This window comes from Azohydromonas caseinilytica, from assembly GCF_012927045.1.
GTDB lineage: Bacteria > Pseudomonadota > Gammaproteobacteria > Burkholderiales > Burkholderiaceae_C > Azohydromonas > Azohydromonas caseinilytica.
Genome location: NZ_JABBFW010000004.1, coordinates 121,104 through 144,345, shown reverse-complemented (window position 1 = coordinate 144,345; position 23,242 = coordinate 121,104). Strand labels below are relative to the sequence as shown.

Genomic DNA, 23,242 nt, shown 5'->3' with positions numbered 1-23,242 from the left:
CCCGTTCGCCCTGAGGTATCGAAGGGTGAACGGCCCCAGCTGCGCGGCAGGCCGCAGCGCCCGCTCGTACTTCGATACCTCAGCACGAACGGGCTTTCAGCGTTCGAAAACCAAGTGGGATGCATATCAGTGCGAACGGGGCATTTCGCCACTGAAGTGAAGCTGGAATCAGAACGGGCTGTCGAACTCCGCGAGCGCCGGGTGGCGGCGGTCACGCTCGGAGGTCAGCGGTGCGGCGCAGTCCCAGTCGAAGCCGAAGCTGTCCCAGCGCACGCCCGCGTCATGCGTGGGCGCGTGCTCGCTGGAGACCTTGTAGACCATGAGCGTGTCGTCCTCCAGCGCCTTGAAGCCGTGCGCCACGCCGCGCGGGATGAACACCAGCGCGGGCTCGCGCGCGTCCAGCAGCACGCCGCGGCTGCGCCCGTAACCTTTGCCGCGGCGCAGGTCCAGCAGCACGTCCAGCGCGCGGCCCTGCGGGCAGTAGACGATCTTGTCGTGGTCGTGCGGCGGCAACTGCAAGTGCATGCCACGGATCACGTCGCGCCGCGACAGCGAGTAGAACTCCTCGCGCAGCTCGAAGTGGAGGCCCAGCCGCGCCAGCGCGCCGACCGCGTGCGTCTTGACGAAGGCGCCGCGCGCGTCGGCCAGCCGCGCCAGCGGCACGTGGAAGGCGCCGGGCAGCAGTTCGGTGGCCTGCAGCATCAGAAGTTCAGGCCGAAGAAGGTTTCCACCGTGCTGACCATGTGCTCCAGCATCGCCTCGGTCAGCCCGGGGTAGACGCCCAGCCACAGCGTGTCGTTCATGACCACGTCGGTGTTGGTGAGCTCGCCGCTGACGCGGTAGTGGCGCCCGATCATGTAGGGCTGGCGCGTGAGGTTGCCGGCGAACAGCAGCCGGGTGCCGATGCGCGCCTGCTCCAGGTACTGCACCAGCTCGTTGCGGCTGGCGTTGGCGCCGGGCCGCAGCGTGATGGGGAAGCCGAACCACGACGGGTCGCTGCCAGGCGTGGCCTGCGGCAGCAGCAGGAACTCCTCGCAGCTGCGCAGCCGCTCCTTGAGCAGCGCGAAGTTGCGCCGGCGCGCCGCCACGAAGCCGTCGAGCCGGTCGAGCTGCGCCAGCGCGCAGGCGGCCTGCATGTCGGTGATCTTGAGGTTGTAGCCCAGGTGCGAGTAGGTGTACTTGTGGTCGTAGCCCTGGGGCAGCGTGCCGAACTGCTGGCAGAAGCGCTTGCCGCAGGTGTTGTCCTTGCCCGGCGGGCAGTAGCAGTCGCGGCCCCAGTCGCGGAAGGACTCGGCGATGAGCTTGAGCTCGGCGTTGTTGGTGAACACCGCCCCGCCCTCGCCCATGGTGATGTGGTGCGCGGGGTAGAAGCTCAGCGTGCCGATGTCGCCGAAGGTGCCCACCAGGCGGCCGTCGTAGGTGGAGCCCAGGGCGTCGCAGCAGTCCTCGATCAGCCACAGGTTGTGCTTGCGGCACAGCGCCGTGATCACTTCGAGGTTGAAGGGGTTGCCCAGCGTGTGCGCCAGCATGATGGCGCGCGTGCGCGGCCCGATGGCGGCCTCGACCTTGGCGGCGTCGATGTTGTAGGTACCCAGCTCCACGTCCACGAACACCGGCACGGCGCCGAACTGCAGGATGGGGTTGACGGTGGTGGGGAAGCCCGCGGCCACGCCGATGACCTCGTCGCCGGGCTTGATGGCGCGCTCGCCCAGGCGCGGCGAGGTCAGCGTGCTGAAGGCCACCAGGTTGGCCGAGGAGCCGGAGTTGACCGTGATGAGGTGCTGCACGCCCAGGTAGCGCGCCAGGCGCTGCTCGAAGGCCTCGTTGAAGCGCCCGGTGGTGAGCCAGCCGTCGAGCGAGGCCTCCACCATCATCTGCAGCTCCGGCGCCCCGATGACCTTGCCCGACACGGGCACGGTGGAGCGCCCCGCCTCGAAGGGCTTGGGCGCGAGCGCCAGCTCGGCGTACTGCTGCACGAGGCGGCCGATCTCGGCGCGCAGGCTCTCGGGGGTGGTGGTCATCGCTGTCCTTGATGCATGTAGTCGTTGATTTCCTGCAGGCAGTGCTCGCGCATGTCGGCGCCGCCCAGCCAGGCGCGGTGCCACGCCACGATGCGGCGCAGCGTCTCGTCCAGGCCCCAGCGCGGCTGCCAGCGCAGGCGCTGGCGCGCCTTGGAGCAGTCGAGCTTGAGCAGCTGCGCCTCGTGCGGCTGCGCCGCCGGGTCCTGGCGCCAGTGCGCGCCCTCGCCCCACAGCGCCGCCAGCCCCTGCACCACCTGGCCCACGGGCCGGGCGTCGTCGTCGGCGGGGCCGAAGTTCCAGCCCTCGGCAAAGGCCTGGCCCTGCTCGTGCAGCCGCTGCGCCAGCGTCAGGTAGCCGCACAGCGGCTCCAGCACATGCTGCCAGGGGCGCACGGCCAGCGGGTTGCGCAGCACCACCGGCTCGCCCTGCGCGAAGGCCTTGAGCACGTCGGGCACCAGGCGCTCGGCGGCCCAGTCGCCGCCGCCGATGACGTTGCCCGCGCGCGCGCTGGCCACGGCCACGCCCTGGTGCAGGAAGGAGCGGCGCCAGGCGGCGGTGACGAGCTCGGCGCAGCCCTTGGAGCTGCTGTACGGGTCATGCCCGCCCATGGCCTCGTCCTCGCGGTAGCCCCACAGCCACTCGCGGTTCTCGTAGCACTTGTCGGTGGTGACGTTGACCACGGCGCGCACGCTGCCGGCGCGGCGCACGGCCTCCAGCAGGTGCACCGTGCCCATGACGTTGGTGGCGTAGGTGCCCACCGGGTCGGTGTAGGAGGCGCGCACCAGCGGCTGCGCCGCCATGTGGATCACCACCTCCGGCGCGAAGTCCACGAGCGCCGCCTGCAGCCGCGCGGGGTCGCGCACGTCGCCCAGGTGGTGCGTGATGCCCTGCCCCGCGCGCGCGATGTCGAACAGCGCGGGCTCGGTGGGCGGCGCCAGGGCGTAGCCCGCGACCTCCGCGCCCAGGGCGCGCAGCCACAGCGTGAGCCAGCTGCCCTTGAAGCCGGTGTGGCCCGTGACGAAGACGCGCCGGTGGCGCCAGAAACCGCTGTCCATGGCCTCAGTCCCAGCGCTTCCAGGGCGCCTTGCCCTCGGCCCACAGCTGCTCCAGGTGCTGCTTGTCGCGCAGCGTGTCCATGGGCTGCCAGAAGCCGTGGTGCTCGTAGGCCATGAGCTGGCCGTCGGCGGCCAGGTTCATCAGCGGCGCCTGCTCCCAGATGCTGGCGTCGCCGTCGATGTAGGACAGCACCTTGGGGCTGAGCACGAAGAAGCCCGCGTTGATGAGGCCGCCGTCGCCGCGGGGCTTCTCCACGAAGCGCCGCACCTGGCTGTCGTGCAGCTCCAGCGCGCCGAAGCGCCCGGGCGGGTGCGTGGCGGTGACGGTGGCGAGCTTGCCGTGGCTGCGGTGGAAGTCGAGCGTGGCGCCGATGTCCACGTCGCTGACGCCGTCGCCGTAGGTGAAGAAGAAGGCCTCCTCGTCGCGCACGTAACGGGCCACGCGGCGCAGCCGCCCGCCGGTCATGGACTCGTCGCCGGTGTCCACCAGCGTCACGCGCCAGGGCTCGCTGCGGCGGTGGTGCACGTCCACCCGGTTCTCGCCGAGGTGGAAGGTCACGTCCGAGGTGTGCAGGCAGTAGTTGGCGAAGAACTCCTTGATGACGTAGCCCTTGTAGCCGCAGCAGATCACGAAGTCGTTGACGCCGTGACTGGCGTACATCTTCATGATGTGCCAGAGGATCGGGTGGCCGCCGATCTCCACCATCGGCTTGGGCCGCACCGAGGTTTCCTCGCTCAGCCGCGTGCCGAGGCCGCCCGCAAGAATCACTGCCTTCACGGAAGGTTCCTTCAAGTCAAAGGGAGCTGCTGACGAAGGCGTCAGCGTGGAAGCGCCCCGGCGCCAGTCCGGCGGCCAGGAGCGTGTCGCGCGCCGCGGCCGTCATGGCCGCCGAGCCGCAGGCATAGACGGCGCTGCGCGCCAGGTCGGGGCCGGCAGCCAGGAACACGTCCTGCACGTGGCCGCGCGCGCCGTCCCAGCGCTCCTGGCGCGAGAGCACGGGCACGAAGCGCACTTCGGGCGCCAGCGCGGCGATGTCCAGGTACAGGTCCTGCGCCAGGCGTCCGCCCCAGTACAGCGCGAGGCTGCGCGGGCGCTGCGCCGCGTCGAGGCGGCGCACGCCGGCGAGCATGGACAGCACCGGCGCGATGCCCGTGCCGGTGGCCAGGAACACCAGGTCCTGCCCGGCGCACTCGCGCACGAAGAAGCTGCCCAGCGGGCCGCGCAGGCGCAGCAGGTCGTTGGGCTTGGCCTCGTGGAACCAGTAGCGGCTCATCGCGCCGCCGGGCACGGCGCGCACGTGCAGCGTGAGCCGGCCGGGCTGGGCGCTGTCGCTGGCGATGGAGTAGCTGCGCCGCAGCCCGCCGGGGCCGCTGACGTCGATGTACTGCCCGGGCAGGAAGCGAAAGGCCGCGTTGGGCGGCAGCCGCAGCTCGATCCGCATCACGTCGGGCGCCAGCGGCTGCAGGGCGTCGATGCGGCAGGGCACGGTCTTGACCTCGATGCCGGCCAGCGCCCCGAGGTCCTCGATGTCCAGCGCCACGTCCGTGACCGCCTCGCGCGCGCAGGTCAGTATCCAGCCCTGCGCGGCCTGTGCCGGCGGCAGCGACACCTCCTCGCGCAGCGCCGCGGTATCGCCCGAGCGCACCTGGGCCTTGCAGCCGCCGCAGCGGCCGGTGCGGCAGCCATGCTCCAGCACGAGGCCCTGCTCCAGGGCGGCATCGAGCAGCGCCTGCCCGCGCCGGGCGGTGAACTGGCGCAGGTTGGCAAGCGTGACGGTGGCAGAGGACATGACAGCGATTCCGTGACTACGGCCGGAAGTACACCGCAGAGCGCCCCGGGGCGATGGCCGGAGTCGCGGGCCATTCCCGCGCCAATTCGCGGCGCTGGAGCGGGGTGCGGCAGGCGAAAGGCCGCTCGCCTCAGCCGCCGGCGAAGCGCTGGCGCACCTCGGCGAAGGCGCTCAGGTACTCCGGAAAGCGCTGCTCGCGCCACGCGAGCTTGAGCGCGTCGCTGATGAAGGCATCGACCGGGTGCTCGCGCATGCGCGTCATCGACCAGCCGAAGCCGAAGGGGTCGTGCGCCACGCTGCGCCAGTGCGGCTGGATGGCCAGCAGCAGCGAGGCCGAGCGCTCCTGGATGAACACCTTGCGGTGCGCCCCGAGGTAGCTCGTGGGCTGGCACAGCGCGCCGCGCAGCGGGCTGTCCGGCCCCTCGCACAGCGCGAACAGCGTCTCGTTGAGCGCCAGCCACTCGCGCCAGAACGCGGGGCGGGCCACGAAGTAGTTGGAGAACACGACCTGGCGCGAGTCCATCACCAGCTGGCGCAGCGGCACCGGGCGGCCGGCGGCTTCGAGCCACTGCGTGCACGCGTCGATGAAGCCGGGGTCGAAGGTCTCGTTCTGCTCGAACACGTTGAGGAAGAACGCGCCCATGTCGGGCTGCGGCGAGAACAGCACCACGTCGGCGCGCGGCGCGGCCTCGGCCACGAAGGCGCGCACCTGCGCCGCGCTCAGGCTGGTCTTGCGGCCGAACTTGGGCGAGAAGAAGCCGTAGAAGGCGCGCTCGTCGAGCGGCTGCTCCAGCAGGAAGCGCCGGATCGGCCAGTACTCGAACCAGTCCGGGCGCGGGTTGGCGAGGTTGTCCAGCACGGCGTAGCCCGGCTCCACGGCGGCGAGCGTGGCCTCGGAGTAGGCGATCTGGAAGAGATGGATGTCGGGCTGGACGGCGTTCATGGGAATGGGTGATGCGGGCCCCGCGCGGCCCGGGCAAAGCGGGATTCGGGGTGTGCCGAGTCTAGGAAGCCGCGACCCGGGCAAAGCGGCGAACAGCCGGGGCGAAACCGGGCTGTTCGGCGCCCAAGAAAAAAGCGGCCCCTTTCGGGGCCGCTTCGTCGGGGCATGCGCCTGGGCGCCGCCCGGGGCCCGGCAGAGCCGGCCCGGGCGGGTGCCGCGTCAGATCAGCGGCAGGTGGCGCTGCTCTTCCGGCAGCACCGGCATCACCGGCATGACCGCCGCGGTGACCGCGGGCAGCACCGCCGCGGCGTGCGGCTCGGTGGCCGGCAGCACGCTGGCCGGGGCCTCGGCCAGCAGCTCCTGGGCGCTCGGCGCGGCGCCGTGGTTCTTGGCGAACCACACGTCGGCCACGGCATGCGCCTGGCCGTCGCTGCCGGTCCAGCTCGACGTCAGGCCCAGCAGGTTGCCGTTGTCGACCTCCGTGCCGGCCTGGGCCTGCAGGTTGATGGACACCACGCCATGCTGCGCCAGCGTCTGCAGCTCGCCGGCGTCGGTCTTGCCGTCGTGGTTGGCATCGACCCACAGGCGCAGGCGGTCCCAGTTCACGTCCAGCGCGCTGAGCACGCCGTCGTGGTTGCTGTCCTCCAGCGCCATGGCGGCGAAGCCGTTGGCGGCGTGCGTGCCGTCGGCGGCGCGGGTGCCCTCGCCGAACAGCTCGCGGCCGTCGTTGATGACGCCGTCGCCGTTGCGGTCCATGGCCAGCAACGCGTCGCCGGCGCCGACCCAGCCGACCTGGGCCGCGTGGCCCGTGCCGGAGAGGTCGAACTGCACGCCCTGGGCTGCGGCGATGGTGCTCACGCCGTTGCCGTCGAGGTCCAGCACCACCGGCGTGGCCGCCAGCACCGCCTGCTGCTCGGGGGTCATGGCCGCCTTCTGGTCAGCCGTGAAGTACGACTGCTGCGTCAGCGACATGGCCTTGAGGTCCACCACCTCCAGCGCCGAGACCTGGTCCGTGGTCAGCGACATGATCTGCGACGCGGTCAGGCCCTTGATGCCGGCCGTGCTCAGCGCCGCCAGGTCAGCCGCTTCCAGCTGCGTGATCTGGTAGACGTTGAGGCCCGCGACCTGGGCCGCGCTGAGCGCGTTGAAGTGCGCGGTGCCCAGGGCGTTGAGGTCCTCGGTGGCCAGGAAGCCCAGCTGCGTGGCGGTGAGCGCCTGCACCTGCGGCACGGTCAGCGCCTCCATCTGCGCGGTGGTGAGCTCCACCAGCTGCGCCGCGGTCAGCGACTTCAGGGCCGTGCCGCCGATCGCGGCCAGGTCCTGCGTCTCGATGCCCGCGATGACCGAGGGCGACAGGCCGCTGAGCTGCGTGCCCGTCAGCGCCGCGATCTGCTCCTCGGAGAGGTTGGCGACCTGGTCGCTGGTGAGGAAGCCCATCTGCGTCTTGGTCAGCCCGCGGATGGCGGCGGTGCTCAGCGCGGCGAGGTCGCCCAGCTCCAGGTTGGACAGCTGCGTGCCGGTCAGGCCCGCCACCTGCGCGGCGGTGAGCGTGCCGAACTGATCCGAGCTCAGCGCGTTCAGGTTGTCCGTGGACAGCGCGGCCAGCTGGGTGCCCGTGAGCGCGGCCAGCTGCTCGGCCGTGAAGAAGCCCATCTCCTCGGTGGTGAGCAGGGCCAGCTGCGCCGCCTTGAGCGAGCGGATGGCCGCGGTGCTCAGCGCGCCGAAGTCCTGCGACTCCAGGCTGGTGAGCTGCAGCTGCGTCAGGCCGGCGACCTGGGTGGCCGTGAACGCGGCGAACTGCTCCGCGCTCAGGGCGTTGAGGTCCTGCGTCTGCAGCGCGCCGACCTGCGCGCTGGTGAGCGCGGCCACCTGCTGCAGCGTCAGCGACGCCACCTGGGTGTCGCTCAGCGCCGCGAGCTGCGCCGCCGTCAGGCTCTTGAGGGCCGCGGTGCCGATGGCCGCCAGGTCCTCGGTCTGCAGGCCGGCCAGCGCCGCCGTGCTGATGCCCGCCAGCTGCGTGCCGGTGAGCGCGGCGAACTGGTCGGTGGTCAGCGCGGCGATCTGCACGTCGGTCAGACGCGAGATCTGCGTGCTGCTGAAGCCGCGCAGGGCCGCGGTGTTGATGGCCGCGAGGTCCTGCAGCTCCAGGTTGGCCAGCTGCACCGTGGACAGGCCGGCGATCTGCGTGCTGGCGAACTGGGCGAACTGATCCGAGCTCAGCGCGTTGAGGTCCGCCGTGTCCAGCGCCGCGACCTGCGAGGCCAGCAGCGCGGTGAGCTGCGCCGAGCTCAGCCCCGCCAGCTGCGTGCCGTCCAGCGCCTTGAGCTGCGTCGCGCTGAGGCCACGGATGGCCGCAGTGCTCAGCGCCTGCAGGTCTTCCAGCTCCAGGTTCTGGATCTGGTTCGTGGTCAGCCCGTACACCTGGGCGGTGCCGAAGGCGGCGAACTGCGTCGTGGTCAGCGCGTTGAGGTCTTCCGTCCTCATCGTGGCGATCTGCGAGATGCCCAGCGCGGCCACCTGGGCGGTCTGCAGGGCCTGCAGCTGCGTGTCAGTCAGGAACTGGAACTGCAGCGAGGTCAGGCCCCGGATCGCGGCCGTGGTCAGCGCGGCCAGGTCCTGGGTTTCCATCCCCGGGATCGAGGCCGAGAGCAGGCCAGCCACCTGCGCGCTGCTCAGCACCGCGGCTTGCGCCGTGGTGATCGCGGCGAGCTCCACGGCGCCGAGCTGGCGCAGCTGCGCCGAGCTCAGGGCCGCGAAGGCCTGCGTGTTCAGCGCCGCGATGTCCTCGCTGTCCATGAGGTAGACCTGCGCCAGCGACAGCGAGCTCACCTGGGCGGACGTGAGCGCGGCGAGCTGCGCCGTGGTCAGCGCCTCCAGGCGCCCGGTGGTCAGGGTGGACAGCTCGATGGAGCTGAGCGCGCGGATCTGGTCCGTGCTCAGCGCGGCCAGCTGTGCGCTGGTCAGCGCGCCGAACTGGTGCGAGTCCAGGCTGCGGATGGCCGAGGTGCTCAGGGCCGCGAGGTCCTCGGTGTCCAGGCTGGCGATCTGGCTGCTCGCCAGGCCGCGCAGCTGGCCGGAGCTCAGCACTGCGAACTGAGCCGTCGTCAGCGCCTTGAGATCAGCCGTCTCCAGGAACGTGAGCTGCCGGCTGGTAAGCGCGGCCACCTGGTCCAGGGTCAGTGCCTGCATCTGCGCCGTGGTCAGCGCCGCAATCTGGGCCGAGCCGGAGAGCCCCCGGATCGCCGCGGTGCCGATCGCGGCCAGGTCAGCGAGCTCCACGTAGGGGATCGCTGCCGCCTGGAGGGCGGACACCTGGGCGCTGGACAGCGCGGCGAACTGCCCCTGGGTCAGGTCGTCGATCTGCGCGCTGGTGATGGCACCGACCTGCGCCGTGCCCAGGGCCGCGAAGGCCTCGGGGGTGATGGCGGCCAGCTTCGCCACCGGCAGGTTGGCGACCTGGTAGCTCGTCAGGCCCTGCACCTGCTCGCTGGTGAACGAGGCGAACTGCGACAGCGTCAGGGCGTTGAGGTCGTCCGTGCTCAGCTGGGCGATCTGGTTGCTGGTGAGCGAGCCCACGCCCACGTTGCCCAGGGCCTGCAGCTGGGCCGAGGTCATCGAGTCCAGCTGGGCCGCGGTCAGGCCGCGCAGCGAGAAGGAGTTGAAGTACTGCAGCTCCTGGGTGGTCAGCGTGGCGATCTGCGCGGTCGTCATGCCCGACACCTGCACGCTGGTGAACTGCATCAGGTGCGCCGAGGTCAGGGCGTTGAAGTCCACCGTCTCCATCGCGGCGATCTGCGCGCTGGTGAAGCCGGCGATCTGGCCCGCCGCCAGGTTCTGCACCTGCGTGCTCGACAGCGCCACGATCTGCGCCGTGGTCAGGCCCTTGATGGCGTCGGAGCTGATCAGCGCCAGGTCGCGGGTTTCCATGTTGCCGATCACCGCCGCGTTGATGGCGCCGAGCTGCGCGCTGGTGAGCTGCGCCATCTGGTTCGTGCCCAGCGCCACGATCTGCGCCGAGCCGAACCCGCTGAAGGCCGCCGCGCTCATGCCGCGGATGGCATCAGGCGCGAGGGTCGCCAGGTCGGCCGTCTCCAGCGCGCCGCCCTGCACGGACGTGAGCGCGCCCAGCTGCGCGCTGGTGAGCACGGCGTACTGCGCCGTGGTCAGCGCGCGCAGGTCGTCCGTTTCCAGCGCGGCGAACTGCACGCTGGTGAAGCCCGGCAGCTGCGCTGAGGTGAGCATCTGCATCTGCCCCGTGGTCAGCGCCTGGAGCTGCGCGGCGCTGAGGCCCTGCAGGGCGGCGCTGGTGAGCACCTTCAGGTCGTCCGTGCCCGTCATGGCGGCGAGCTGCGCCAGCGTCAGCCCGGCCACCTGCGTGCTGGTGAACGCGCTGAACTGCTGCGTGCCCATGGTCTGGATGTCCGCCGTGTCGAACATCGCGATCTGGGCGCTGGTGAGCGCCTGGACCTGCACGGAGGTCAGGCCTTGCAGCTGCGCGTTCGTCAGTGCCTGCATCTGGGCCCAGGTCAGGCCCTTGATGCCCTCGGCGCTGATGGCCTGCAGGTCCGCGACCGGGATGGTCTGCAGCGCCACCGGGTTGATGGCGGCCACCTGCGCGCTGTCGAGCTGCGCCATCTGCGCGGAGGTCAGGGCGAAGATCTGCGCGGTGTTGAGCGAGGCGATCACGTCGGCGCCCAGGCCGCGGATGGCAGCGGTGGTGATGCCGCCGATGTCCTGCGAGTCCAGGCCCGCGGCTTGCGAGCCCTTGAGGCCGGCGAGCTGCGTGCTGGAGAAGAACCCGAGCTGCGTCGAGTTCAGGTTCGACAGGTCGCCCGTCTCCAGCGCGCCCATCTGCGTGCTGCTCAGCGCCTGCAGCTGCGCCGTCAGCATCTGGCCGAAGTGCTGGCTGGCCAGCGCCTGGATCTGCGCCGTGTTCAGCACCCGGATGGCGTCGGTGCCCAGGGCACGCAGGTCATCCGAGGCCATGGTGGCGAGCTGGGCCAGGGTGAAGCCCTGGGCCTGCGCGCTGGTCATCGCGGCGAAGTGCGTCGAAGCCGTCAGCGCCACGAAGTCCTGCGTGGTCAGCGCGGCGATCTGCGCACTGGTCAGCGCCCGGATGTGGGCCGTGGTGAAGCCCGCCATCTGCGCGGAGGTCAGCTGCTGGATCTGGTCCGCGGTCAGGCCACGGATGGCGGCCGTGGTGATCTGCACCATGTCCTGCGTCTGCAGGCCGGTGATCGCGGCGGTGCCGATGGCGCCCACCTGCGCACTGTTGAGCTGCGAGAGCTGGTTCGTGGCCAGGGCCTGGATCTGGGCGCTGTTGAGCCCCGAGATCACGGACGTGCTCAGCCCGCGGATGGCGTCGGTGGTGAAGCCGCCGATGTCCTGCGAGTCCAGGCCCGCGGCCTGCGCGGCCTTCAGGCCGGCGAGCTGCGCGCTGGAGAAGAAGCCGAACTGCGTCGAGTTCAGGTTCGACAGGTCGGCCGTTTCCAGCGCGCCCATCTGCGCGCTGCTCAGCGCCTGCAGCTGCGCCGTCAGCATCTGGCTGAAGTGCTGGCTGCCCAGCGCCTGGATCTGCGCCGTGCTCAGCGCCCGGATGGCCTCGGTGCCCAGGGCACGCAGGTCATCCGAGGCCATGGTGGCGAGCTGGGCCAGGGTGAAGCCCTTCGCCTGCGCGCCGGTCATCGCGGCGAAGTGCGCGGTGGCGTTCAGCGCCACGAAGTCCTGCGTGGTCAGCGCGGCGATCTGCGCGCTGGTCAGCGCCTGGATGTGGGCCGAGTTGAAGCCCGCCATCTGCGCGGAGGTCAGCTGCTGGATCTGCGCCGTGGTCAGGCCGCGGATGGCGGCAGAGGTGAGCTGCTGCATGTCCTGCGTCTGCAGGCCGGTGATCGCGGCGGTGCTGATGGCGGCCACCTGCACGCTGCTGAGCTGCGACATCTGGTTCGTGGCCAGGGCCTGGATCTGGGCGCTGTTGAGCCCGGAGATCACGGCCGTGCTCAGCCCGCGGATGGCATCGGTGGTGAAGCCGCCGATGTCCTGCGAGTCCAGGCCCGCGGCCTGTGCGGCCTTCAGGCCGGCGAGCTGCGTGCTGGAGAAGAAGCCGAACTGCGTCGAGTTCAGGATCGACAGGTCACCCGTCTCCATCGCGCCCATCTGCACGCTGGTCAGCGCCTGCAGCTGTGCCGTCTGGAGCTGGTTGAAGTGCTGGCTGCCCAGCGCCTGGATCTGCGCCGTGCTCAGCGCCCGGATGGCCTCGGTGCCCAGGGCACGCAGGTCATCCGAGGCCATGGTGGCGAGCTGGGCCAGCGTGAAGCCCTTCGCCTGCGCGCCGGTCATCGCGGCGAAGTGCGCGGTGGCGTTCAGCGCCACGAAGTCCTGCGTGGTCAGCGCGGCGATCTGCGCGCTGGTCAGCGCCTGGATGTGGGCCGAGTTGAAGCCCGCCATCTGCGCGGAGGTCAGCTGCTGGATCTGCGCCGTGGTCAGGCCACGGATGGCGGCAGAGGTGATCTGCTGCATGTCCGCCGTCTGCAGGCCGGCGATCGCGGCGGTGCCGATGGCGGCGACCTGCGCGCTGCTGAGCTGCGACATCTGGTTCGTGGCCAGGGCCTGGATCTGGGCGCTGTTGAGCCCGGAGATCACGGACGTGCTCAGCCCGCGGATGGCATCGGTGGTGAAGCCGCCGATGTCAGCCGAGTCCAGGCCCGCGGCCTGCGCGGCCTTCAGGCCGGCGAGCTGCGCGCTGGAGAAGAAGCCGAACTGCGTCGAGTTCAGGATCGACAGGTCGCCCGTTTCCAGCGCGCCCATCTGCACGCTGGTCAGCGCCTGCAGCTGTGCCGTCTGGAGCTGGTTGAAGTGCTGGCTGCCCAGTGCCTGGATCTGCGCCGTGCTCAGCGCCCGGATGGCGTCGGTGCCCAGGGCACGCAGGTCATCCGAGGCCATGGTGGCGAGCTGGGCCAGCGTGAAGCCCTTCACCTGCGCGCTGGTCATCGCGGCGAAGTGCGCGGTGGCGTTCAGCGCCACGAAGTCCTGCGTGGTCAGCGCGGCGATCTGCTTGCTGGTCAGCGCCTGGATCTGCGCCGAGTTGAAGCCCGCCATCTGCGCGGAGGTCAGCACCTGGATCTGCGCCGCGGTCAGGCCGCGGATGGCATCGGTGCTGAGCAGCGTCATGTCCTGCGTCTGCAGGCCGGCGATCGCGGCGGTGCCGATGGCGGCGACCTGCGCGCTGGTGAGCTGCGACATCTGGTTCGTGGCCAGGGCCTGGATCTGCAGGCTGTTGAGCCCGGAGATCACGGCCGTGCTCAGCCCGCGGATGGCATCGGCGGCGAAGCCGCCGATGTCAGCCGAGTCCAGGCCCGCGGCCTGCGTGGCCTTCAGGCCGGCGAGCTGCGCGCTGGAGAGGTAGCCGAACTGCGTCGAGCTCAGCGCCGACAGGTCGGCCGTTTCCAGGGCGCCCATCTGCGCGCTGGTCAGCGCCTGCAGCTGCAGCGACTGGATCTGCTGCATGTGCTGGGTGGTCAGCGCCTGGATCTGCGCCGAATTCAGGCCGCGGAGGGCCTCAGGGCTGAGGTACTTCCAGTCGTCCGTGGCCACCAGGGCGGCGACCTGCGCGGTCGTCAGCCCCGCCACCTGGGTGCTGGTGAGCAGGCCGAACTGGGTCGAGCCCGTCAGGCCGTTGAGGGCCACCGTGCTCAGCGCGCCGATCTGCGCGCTGGTGAGCGCCTGCAGCTGCGCCGGCACCATGTTGACCAGGTGCTGGGATGCCAGCGACGCGATCTGCGCCGTGGTCAGGGCGCGGATGGCGTCGGCGCTGAGCGCCTTCCAGTCGTCGGACATCACCATGCTGGCCAGCTGCGTGGCGGTCAGGCCGACCGCCTGCTGGCTGGTGAGCAGGGCGTACTGCGTGGGCGTCAGGTTCTGGATGGCGGTCGTGGTCAGCCAGCCGATCTGCGCGCTGGTGAGCGCCTGGAACTGCTGCGGCAGCAGGGCCAGCAGCTGTGCCGAGGGCAATGCCGCGATCTGCGCCGAGGTGAAGCCCTGGATGGCCGCAGGCGTGAACTGCTGCATCTCCAGCGTCGAGATGAACGTCGTCGCCAGCGCCGCGGGGTTGATGGCGGCGACCTGCGCGCTGGTGAGCTGTGCCAGCTGCAGCGAGCTCAGGTCAGCCACCCGCGCGGTGGTCATCGCGGCAATGGCCGTCGTGCTCAGGCCGCGGATGGCGTCCGTGCTGAGGTAGAACACCTCCTCGGAGCCCAGGGCGGCGCCTTGCACCGCCGACAGCCCCGCCACCTGCGCGCTGGTGAGCTTGGCGATCTGCGCCGAGGTCAGGGCGTTGAAGTCGATGGTGTCCATCGCGCCCAGCTGGGCGCTGTCGAGGGCGGCGATCTTGTCCGTGCCCAGCAGCTGGACCTGCTGCGTGGTCAGGCCCGTGATCTGCGCCGCGTTCAGGCCCCGGAGCGCCGCGGTCGAGAGGTTCTTCCAGTCGTCGGACTCCAGGTTGGCGAGCTGCACGCTGGTCAGGCCGGCGACCTGCTCGCTGGTGAAGGCGCCGTACTGGGCGCTGGACATCCGGACCAGGTCCAGCGTGTCCAGCGCGGCGATCTGCGCGCTGGTGAGCGCCTGGATCTGCGCCGAGGTCAGGGCCACCGTGTGCTGGCTGGTGAGGGCCTGCATCTGCGCCGCAGTCAGCCCCTTGATGGCGGCCGTGGTGATGGCGGCGAAGTCATCGGTGGCCAGCGACGGCACGACGCCGACGTGGATGCCGGCGATCTGGGCGCTGGACAGCGCGGCGTACTGGGCCGTGGTCAGGTAGGTGATCTGGCCGGCGCTGATGGCGTTGATGGTTTCCGAGGCCAGGCCCTTGATGGCCGCGGGCGTGATGGCCGCCAGCTCGTCGGTGGCCAGGTAGCCGATCTGCGAGGGCCGCAGGCCGGCGACCTGCTCGCTGGTGAACGCGGCGAACTGCGCCGAGGTCATGGCCTGGATGGCCAGCGGGTCCAGCGCCGCGATCTGCTCGCTGGTGAGGGTGACCAGCACCCCGGAGCCCAGCGCGGCGAGCTGCGCGGGCGTCATCGCCGCGATCTGCGCGTCGCTCAGGCTCTCGCGCGCGGCGGAGCTCAGGGCGGCCAGGTCATCGGTGCCCAGCGAGGGGATCTGGCTGGGCTGCAGGCCGGCCACCTGCGCGGTGGTGAAGGCGGCGAACTGCGCCGTGGTCAGCGCCTGGACGTCCTGCGTCTCCAGCGCGGCGATCTGCGCGCTGCCCAGCGAGGAGATCTGCACCGCGGTGAGCTTCTGGACCTGCTCGGTCGTCAGCGCCGCGACCTGCTCCGCGCTCAGGCCCCTGAGGGCCGTGGTGTTCAGGACGACCAGGTCCTGGGTCTCGAGGCTCTGCACCTGCAGCGCCGTCAGCGCGCCCACTTGCGCGCTGCCGAAGGCGGCGAACTGCTTCGTGGTCAGCGCCTGGATGTCCTGGGTTTCCATGGCGGCCAGCTGCGCCGCCTTGAGCGAGACGAGCTGGTACGGGGTCAGGGCCTGCACCTGCGCGGTGCTCAGCGCGGCGATCTGGGCCGTACCCAGCCCGCCCAGCACGGTGCTGGTCAGCGAGACGATGTCCTCGGTGCCCATCGCCTGGATGTGCGCCGTCGTCAGCCCGGCCAGGTGCTGGCTGCCGAACAGCGAGAAGTGCGCCGGGGTCAGCGCCACGATGTCGTCGGTCTGCAGGGCCGAGATCTGTGTGCTACTGAGGTAGTACACCTGGCTCGACATGGCGCCCACCTGGGCGCTGGTCAGCGCCTCGATTTGCGCCGTGGACAGCGCCCTGATGGCGGCGGAGCCCAGGATGCGGATGTCCTGCGTGTCCAGGCCGGAGATGGCCGCCGTGGAGATGGCAGCGATCTGCGCGGGAGACAGCACGGCAACCTGCGCCCCGGTCAGGGCGGCGATGTGCGCGCTGTCGAGCGCGGCAATGTTGGCCGTGCCCAGCACCGCGATGGCGTCGGTGCGCAGGACCTGCAGGTCGGCCAGCTCCAGGTTGGCGACCTGCACCGAGGTCAGCCCGGCCACCTGCTCGGAGCCCAGCTTGGAGAACTGGAAGGTGTTCAGCGCATTGAGGTCTTCCGTCTCCAGCGCGGCCATCTGCTTGGCGGTGAAGCCGTTGAGCTGTGCCGTGCTCAGGCTGTTCACCTGGGCGGAGCTCAGCGCGGCGACCTGCGCCAGGCCCAGGCCCTCGATGGCCGTGGACTTCAGGGCCGCCAGGTCAGCGCTGTCCAGGGCCTGCACCTGCAGCGTGGTCAGGCCCGCGACCTGCACGCTGGAGAAGCTGGCGAACTGGGCCGAGCTCAGCGCATTGACGCCGCCGAGATCGATCGCGCTGATCTGCGTGCTGGTGAGGGCGCCGAGCTGCGCGGGGGTCAGGGCCGCCACCTGGGCGGGGGTGAGGACGGCGATCTCCTCCAGGCCCAGCCCCTTGATGGCGGAGGTGTTCAGGGCCGCCATCTGGGCAGCCGAGAGGTGGGTCACATGGTCGACCGTCAGCCCGGCGACCTGCGCGTTGGAGAGCTGGGAAAGCTGCAGCGTGCTCAGCGCAGCGACATCTTCCGTCCCCAGCGTCGCGAACTGCGTCGAGGTCATCGCCACGCGCTGCGAGGAGGTCATGTTGACCACCTGCTCGGAGGTCAGCGCCGCCACCTGCTCCAGCGAGAGGCTCCTGATGGCGAGGCTGTTGATGGCGGCCAGCTCATCGGTCTGCATGGCCGTCAGCGTTTCCGGCGCCAGGGCGCGCACCTGCGTGCCGTTGAGCGTAGAGACCTGGGCCGCGTTGAGCGCGGTCACCTGGTCGCTCGTGATCGCGGCCAGCTGCGCCGCGGTCAGCACACGGAAGGCTGAGGTGTTGATCGCCCCGAGGTCGGCCGCTTCCAGGCCGGCCACCTGCGTGGCGGTGAGCCCGACCACCTGCCTGGTGGTGAGGATGGAGAACTGGGCCGTACTCAGCGCCACCAGGTCTTCCACGTCCAGCGCGGCGAACTGCGTGTTGGTCAGCCCCACGAGCTGCGAGGCCGTCAGGGCGCTGACCTGGTCGCTGTTGAGCGCGGCGATCGCCGCGGTGCGCACGGCCGACAGGGCCGCGGCGCTGATCTGGGTCAGGTCGGCCACTTCCATGTTGGCCGCCTGCTCGGCCGTCAGGCCGGCCAGCTGCTGGGTGGTGAGCGACACCAGCTGCGCCGGGCCCAGCGCGTTGAGCGAGGCGGTGCCCAGGGCGCCGAACTGCGTGTTGGAGAAGGCGGCGAACTGCACGCCGGTCATGGCGGCCGTCTGCGTGGGCGTCAGCTCCACGATCTGGGCCGTGGTCAGGCCGCGCACGGCCGTCTGCGTCAGCGAGCTGATGCTGCCGGCGCTGATGGCCCCGACGCTGACAGGCTGCATGTAGCGGATGTCTTCGCTGCCCATGACGAGCACGCTCGTCGAGGTCAGGGCAGCGGCCTGCGCGGGGGTGAAGGCCGCCCAGTCCGCCGAGGTCAGCGCCATGACTTCAGTCGGGGTCAGCGCAGCGATCGTTTCTGTGGGGGTCGCAGGAGTGATGGTGGGCATGGCGTTCCTCTAACAAGCACGGCCGCTGGGCTCGGTATTGCAGACGGCAGCGACGGGTTTCCCGAAGGGTGGTGTCGTGGTGGTGATCCGGTGCCCGGCGGCCCTCTTCAAGCCACCGGACGCTGACGCCCTGATGTGTATCGGGGCGTTTCCCTTCGTCATATCGACGGGGCCCTGAAGTTCTTTAGGGACCGGAACAAGAAACAGGCAAAGAGCGGGAATTAAGTCGCCTTACCCAAAGTTACACTTGCATACTCATGATGTCGGTGTAGGCCTGTACCAGCCGGTTGCGCACCGACAGCGTGGCCTGGAAGCCGATCTGCGCCTTCTGCATCGCGACCATGGTCTGCTCGATGCTCGCGCCCGGGCTGTCGAGCTGCACCTCGCGCTGCAGGCGCTGCGCCTCGTTCTGCGAGGCGCTCACGGACTCCAGCGCCCGGGCCATGGCCTGCGCGAAGCCGGCCTGGGGCGCAGCGGCCGTGCGCAGCGGCTGGCCATCGGCCTGCAGCCCGGCACGGGCCAGGGCTTGCGCGAAATCAAAAGGTTTGAGTTTGAGATCCATGGCAGACAGGTTCCCCGGGGGAAAGGTGATGTAACTGGACGTGATAACCCCAGGCTGGCCGGACTCTAGGAGCGTCGCCGCGGGCGCGGTGGAGCGAAGTGGGCCGGCTTTGCCCGTTTCATCAGCCGATGCCCGGGCCGCGCCCGGCTCAAGAATCGCCTTCTCCTGCGCCGGCTGCCCGCGCAGCTTCCGTCGTTCCGTCGCGCCGCCATGGACCAAGCCCTCTCTCCCGTCACTTCCCAGCCGCCGGCCGCCGCCGGCCGCTTCGCGCGCCTGGCGGCCCTGCCGCCTCGCAACAGGCTCATGCTGGGCGCGGGCGCGGCCGGACTGCTCGCGGTGCTGGTCGCCCTGCTGCTGTGGAGCAGCCAGCCCGACTACCGGGTGCTCTACACCAACCTGTCGGACAAGGACGGCGGCGCCGTGCTGGCGCAGCTGGCGCAGATGAACGTGCCCTACCGCCACGGCGAGGGCGGCACGCTGCTGGTGCCCGCGGACAAGGTGCACGACGTGCGGCTCAAGCTGGCCTCGGCCGGGCTGCCCAAGGGCGGCATCGTGGGCTTCGAGCTGATGGACAACGCCCGCTTCGGCCAGACGCAGTTCCAGGAGCGCGTGAGCTTCCAGCGCGGGCTCGAGGGCGAGCTCACGCGCTCGATCATGTCGCTGGGCGCGGTGGAGGCCGCGCGCGTGCACCTGGCGCTGCCGCAGCAGACGGGCTTCTTCCGCGAGAGCCAGAAGCCCAGCGCCTCGGTGCTGCTGACGCTGCGGCCGGGGCAGACGCTGGAGCGCGCGCAGATCGCCGGCATCGTGCACCTGGTGGCCGCGTCGGTGCCGGAGATGAATCCCAAGGCGGTGAGCGTGCTGGACCAGAGCGGCGCGCTGCTGTCGAGCCCCGAGGGCTCGGGGCAGCAGCCCGGGCTGGACGCGCAGCAGCTGGCCTACGTGCAGCAGGTCGAGCGCAGCCTGCAGCAGCGCGTCATCGACATCCTGGAGCCGCTGGTGGGCCGCGAGAACCTGCGCGCCACGGTGACGGCGGAGCTGGACTTCTCGCAGACGGAGTCCACCGCCGAGCTCTACAAGCCCAACCAGGGCGGCGAGCCCGCCGCGGTGCGCAGCATGCACAGCAACGAGGTGGGCGCCGGCGCGGGCGGGACGCCCCCCACGGGCGTGCCCGGGGCCGTGAGCAACCAGCCGCCGCAGGCGCCCAGCGCCCCCGTCAACGGCGCCTCGGCGCCGCTGCAGCCCACGCAGCCCAACTCCGGCACCGCCACCGGCGGGACCGCGGGCAGCGCCCTGGCCAACGGCGCGCGCCGCGAGAGCGTGGTCAATTACGAGCTGGACAAGACCGTGCGCGTGACGCGCAACGCCACCGGCATGGTCAAGCGGCTCAATGCGGCGGTGGTGATCAACCACCGCACCAGCACCGACCCCCGGGGCAAGACCACCACCCTGGCGCCGTCGGTGGAGGAGCTGGAAAAGCTCACCGCGCTGGTGCAGGAGAGCATCGGCTTCAGCAAGGACCGCGGCGACTCGGTGCGGGTGGTCAGCGCGCCGTTCCAGGCGCCCGCCTCCGCGCAGCCCGAGGCGCTGCCGCTGTGGCAGCAGTCCTGGCTGCAGGAGCTGCTGCGCAGCGCGGGCATGCCCGTGGCGCTGACGCTGGTGGCGCTGATGCTGCTGCTGGGCCTGGTGCGCCCGGCGCTGCGCGCGCTGCAGCGCACCCCGGCGCCGGGCACGCGGCTCGACGCCGTGGTCGATGACCCGCAGGCCCTGCCCGAGCCCGTGCCGCCCAAGCCCAGGGTGTCGATGATGCCGCCGCCGGCGCTGGTGGCCGAAACGGCCAATGCCTCGTCGCTGGACCAGATGCGCGCGCTGACCCGGGAGAACCCGGCGGTGGTGGCCAACATCCTGCGCGGCTGGTTCAACAAGGAAAGCTGACCCGCGATGGACGATCAGGGACTGGAAGACGCCGCGATCATGCTCATGACGCTGGGCGAGGAAGAGGCGGCGGCCGTGTTCAAGCACCTCGCCCCTAAAGAGGTGCAGCGCCTGGGCGAGACCATCACGCGCATGAAGCCCGTGTCGCGCGAGAAGCTCGACGGCGTGCTGCACCGCTTCGCCGAGGAAGCCAACAGCCACAGCCTGCTGGTGCCCGACAACGACGAGTACGTCAAGGGCGTGCTGCGCCGCGCGCTGGGCGAGGACAAGGCCAACCTGCTGATCGAACGCATCATGCAGGCCAGCGACATCACCGGCATCGAGAGCCTGAAGTGGATGGACCCGCCCTCGGTGGCGGAGCTCATGCGCAACGAGCACCCGCAGATCGCCGCCGCCATCCTGGTGCACCTGGACTACGAGCAGGCCAGCGGCGTGCTCAAGTGCTTTCCGGACCGCCAGCGCAACGAGGTGCTGGTGCGCATCGCCACGCTCGACGGCATCCAGCCCAGCGCGCTCAAGGACCTCAACGAGGTCATGGGCCGCGTGCTCGCCGGCGGCGATCGCGCCACGCGCAAGTCCAGCCTGGGCGGCGTCAAGACCGCCGCGGAGATCCTCAACATGCTCGGCGGCTCGGTCGAGGCCTCGGTGCTGGACTACGTGCGCGAGACCGACGCGGACCTGGCGCAGAAGATCATGGACAACATGTTCACCTTCGACGATCTGGTGAAGATCGACGACCGGGGCATGCAGGCGCTGCTCAAGGAAGTGCAGTCCAGCGAGCTGGTGGTGGCGCTCAAGGGCGCCTCGCCGGAGCTGCGCGACAAGATCTTCAAGAACATGTCCACCCGCGCCGCCGAGATGCTCAAGGAAGAGCTCGAAGCGCGCGGGCCGGTGCGGCTGTCCGAGGTGGAGGCGCAGCAGAAGGACATGCTCAAGACCGTGCGCCGCCTGGCCGACGAGGGCGTGATCGTGCTGGGCGCGGGTGCCGATGACCAGTACATCTGACCGCCCGCCGCGCCCGGGCAGCCTGTACTCGCGCTTCATCCCGCGCGAGGAGCTGCACAGCTTCAAGACCTGGATGCCGGGCAGCTTCGAGCCCACGGCCAGGCCCCCGGCCGCGCCGCCGCCCGACCTCAAGCATGCCGAGCACGTGTCGCTGCTGGAGGCCGCGCGCGCCGCGGCGCGCGAGGAAGGCCGCGCCGAGGGCCAGCGCCAGGGCTACGAGGACGGTTACCGCGACGGGCTGGCGGCGCTGGAGAGCTTCAAGCAGCACCACAGCGCGCAGATGGCGGCGCAGGTGGGCGCGCTGCTGCAGTCCATCGACCAGCAGTTCCAGGCGATGGAGCAGCCCATGGCGCAGGCCGTGGCCGAGGCGGCCACGCGGCTGGCGCGCGCGGTGCTGCGCACCGAACTCGACACCCGGCCCGAGCTGGTGAGGCACGTGGCGATGGAGGCCGTGGGCGCGATGCTGGCCGGCGCGCGCCAGCTGCGCGTGACGGTGCATCCCGAGGACGAGCCGCTGGTGGCCGCCGGCGCCGGCGCGCTGCTGGAGGCGCGCGGCGCGCGCCTGGTCGCCAGCGCCGGCATGGCGCGCGGCGGCTGCGTGGTGGAGTCGGAGCTGGGCCGCGTCGATGCGCGCATCGAGCAGCGCTGGGCCCAGGCGACGCAGCTGCTGGGCACGCCCGTGCCCTGGGAGCCGCCGCCTCCCGCCCCGGCGGCGACCGCGGCCGCACCCGCCCCGGCCCGGCCGGAGCCCGAGTTCGAGCTGGAGCTGCCCGGCGCGGTCGGCGCCGCGCCCCGGGCCTGAGGCCCGCCCCTTCCGCCAAGCGAGCCATGAGCACCGAATTCATCGAGGCCGCCCAGGCCGCGCGCGCCCAGCGCTGGGACCGCTTCCTGTCGCGGCTGCCGGACTTCGCCGACCAGCCGCAGCCGCTGCCGGCCGAGGGCACGCTGCTGCGCGTCACGGGGCTGGTGCTGGAAGCCGCCGGGCTGCGGCTGCCGCTGGGCGCGGCCTGCGAGGTGCGCATGGACCACGAGGCGCCGGTGCAGGCCGAGGTGGTGGGCTTCAACGGCGACCGCGCATTCCTGATGCCCACCGGCGAGCTGCACGGGCTGGCCAGCGGCGCGCGCGTGCTGCCGCGGCCCGCGCCCATCGCCGTGCCGCAGCTGGGCAAGGACGCGCATCCCTGGCGCCGCAGCGAGGATCGCGGCCTGCTGCTGCCGGTGGGGCCGGGGCTGCTCGGGCGGGTGGTGGACCCGCATGGCCAGCCCATGGACCGCCGCGGGCCGCTGGCGGCCTGCGCCGTGGCGCCGCTGGCGCGCCGACCCATCAACGCCATGGACCGCGCCCCGGTGCGCCAGCCGCTGGACACGGGCGTGCGCGCCATCAACACCATGCTCACCGTCGGGCGCGGCCAGCGCCTGGGCCTGTTCGCCGGCACCGGCGTGGGCAAGTCGGTGCTGCTGGGCATGATGGCGCGCTACACCACGGCCGACGTGATCGTGGTGGGCCTCATCGGCGAGCGCGGCCGCGAGGTCAAGGAGTTCATCGAGGACATCCTGGGCGAGGAAGGCCTGGCGCGCTCGGTGGTGGTGGCCGCGCCCGCGGACTCGCCGGCGCTGGTGCGCATGCAGGGCGCCACCTACGCCACCGCCATCGCCGAGCACTTCCGCGACCAGGGCCGGCATGTGCTGCTGCTGATGGACAGCCTCACCCGCTACGCCATGGCGCAGCGCGAGATCGCGCTGGCCATCGGCGAGCCCCCGGCCACCAAGGGCTACCCGCCCAGCTGCTTCACCAAGCTGCCGCAGCTGGTGGAGCGCAGCGGCAACGGCCTGCACGGCGTGGGCTCGATCACCGCGTTCTACACGGTGCTGTCCGAGGGCGACGACCAGCAGGACCCGATCGCCGACGCGGCGCGCGGCATCCTGGACGGGCACATCGTGCTGTCGCGCGAGCTGGCCGAGGGCGGGCACTACCCGGCCATCGACGTGGAGAAGTCGGTGTCGCGTGTCATGACCAGCGTGGCCGACAAGGCGCACCTCGACGCCGCACGGCGCGCGCGCCAGCTGCTGGCGCGCTACAACCGCGCGCGCGACCTGATCCAGCTCGGGGCCTACACCCCCGGGCACGACGCCGAGCTCGACCTGGCGGTGCGGCTGCACCCGCAGCTCATGGCGCTGCTGCAGCAGGGCATCCAGGAGCACGCGCCGCTGGAGCTGGGCAAGCAGCAGCTCACGGCCCTGGTGGGCGGCTGAGACGGCGCGAATGCACCCCAGTCCCCCGCCTTTTCCGCGCATCACGCCGCCCCCGCGCACCAGACACTCGACCGGATGCCCTCCGACCCTTCCAATGC

Annotated in this window: 12 protein-coding genes; 4 read left to right on the top strand and 8 right to left on the bottom strand. The window is 71.2% G+C overall.

Annotated elements, in window-relative coordinates; translation table 11 throughout:
* Nucleotides 1–168 precede the first annotated feature (168 nt).
* The 8 genes from HHL10_RS07785 to fliE form a co-directional block, all read right to left on the bottom strand.
* Entirely contained in the window at nt 169–702 is a 534-nt protein-coding gene (locus tag HHL10_RS07785; protein WP_169159784.1) for a dTDP-4-dehydrorhamnose 3,5-epimerase family protein, read from the bottom strand.
* Complete coding sequence (gene rfbH / locus HHL10_RS07780; RefSeq protein WP_169159783.1) at nt 702–2,021, bottom strand: lipopolysaccharide biosynthesis protein RfbH; 1,320 nt, start codon at nt 2,019–2,021, stop codon at nt 702–704. Before rfbH ends, HHL10_RS07785 begins: the two co-directional genes overlap by 1 nt.
* Nucleotides 2,018–3,076, bottom strand: coding sequence for a CDP-glucose 4,6-dehydratase (rfbG, locus tag HHL10_RS07775; RefSeq protein WP_169159782.1), 1,059 nt, complete (start codon nt 3,074–3,076; stop codon nt 2,018–2,020). Before rfbG ends, rfbH begins: the two co-directional genes overlap by 4 nt.
* A gap of 4 nt (nt 3,077–3,080) precedes the next feature.
* The gene (gene rfbF / locus HHL10_RS07770; RefSeq protein WP_169159781.1) at nt 3,081–3,854 is read right to left on the bottom strand and encodes a glucose-1-phosphate cytidylyltransferase; all 774 of its coding nucleotides are present in this window, start codon (nt 3,852–3,854) and stop codon (nt 3,081–3,083) included.
* A 16-nt stretch (nt 3,855–3,870) separates the two neighbouring features.
* On the bottom strand, nt 3,871–4,866 hold the full coding sequence (locus tag HHL10_RS07765) for an FAD-binding oxidoreductase (RefSeq protein WP_169159780.1): 996 nt from the start codon (nt 4,864–4,866) through the stop codon (nt 3,871–3,873).
* Nucleotides 4,867–4,996: 130 nt separating this feature from the next.
* Nucleotides 4,997–5,809, bottom strand: coding sequence for a hypothetical protein (locus HHL10_RS07760; RefSeq protein WP_169159779.1), 813 nt, complete (start codon nt 5,807–5,809; stop codon nt 4,997–4,999).
* 219 nt (nt 5,810–6,028) lie between these two features.
* A complete protein-coding gene (locus HHL10_RS07755; RefSeq protein WP_169159778.1) occupies nt 6,029–17,329 on the bottom strand; it encodes an SPM autocatalytic domain-containing protein in 11,301 nt (3,766 codons plus the stop codon).
* Nucleotides 17,330–17,633: 304 nt separating this feature from the next.
* On the bottom strand, nt 17,634–17,954 hold the full coding sequence (gene fliE, locus HHL10_RS07750) for a flagellar hook-basal body complex protein FliE (protein WP_169159777.1): 321 nt from the start codon (nt 17,952–17,954) through the stop codon (nt 17,634–17,636).
* 210 nt (nt 17,955–18,164) lie between these two features.
* Between fliE and fliF the strand changes: the two genes are divergently transcribed.
* From fliF to fliI, 4 genes are read left to right on the top strand one after another with little or no spacing between them, the layout of a single operon-like run.
* A complete protein-coding gene (gene fliF, locus HHL10_RS07745; protein ID WP_169159776.1) occupies nt 18,165–19,886 on the top strand; it encodes a flagellar basal-body MS-ring/collar protein FliF in 1,722 nt (573 codons plus the stop codon).
* Nucleotides 19,887–19,892: 6 nt separating this feature from the next.
* Nucleotides 19,893–20,891, top strand: coding sequence for a flagellar motor switch protein FliG (gene fliG, locus HHL10_RS07740; RefSeq protein WP_169159775.1), 999 nt, complete (start codon nt 19,893–19,895; stop codon nt 20,889–20,891).
* Nucleotides 20,875–21,693 (top strand): FliH/SctL family protein, encoded by an 819-nt coding sequence (locus HHL10_RS07735; protein WP_169159774.1) that lies wholly within the window; start codon nt 20,875–20,877, stop codon nt 21,691–21,693. The genes fliG and HHL10_RS07735 overlap by 17 nt, the downstream gene beginning before the upstream one ends.
* Before the next feature lie 26 nt (nt 21,694–21,719).
* A complete protein-coding gene (gene fliI, locus HHL10_RS07730; RefSeq protein ID WP_169159773.1) occupies nt 21,720–23,144 on the top strand; it encodes a flagellar protein export ATPase FliI in 1,425 nt (474 codons plus the stop codon).
* Nucleotides 23,145–23,242: the final 98 nt, after the last annotated feature.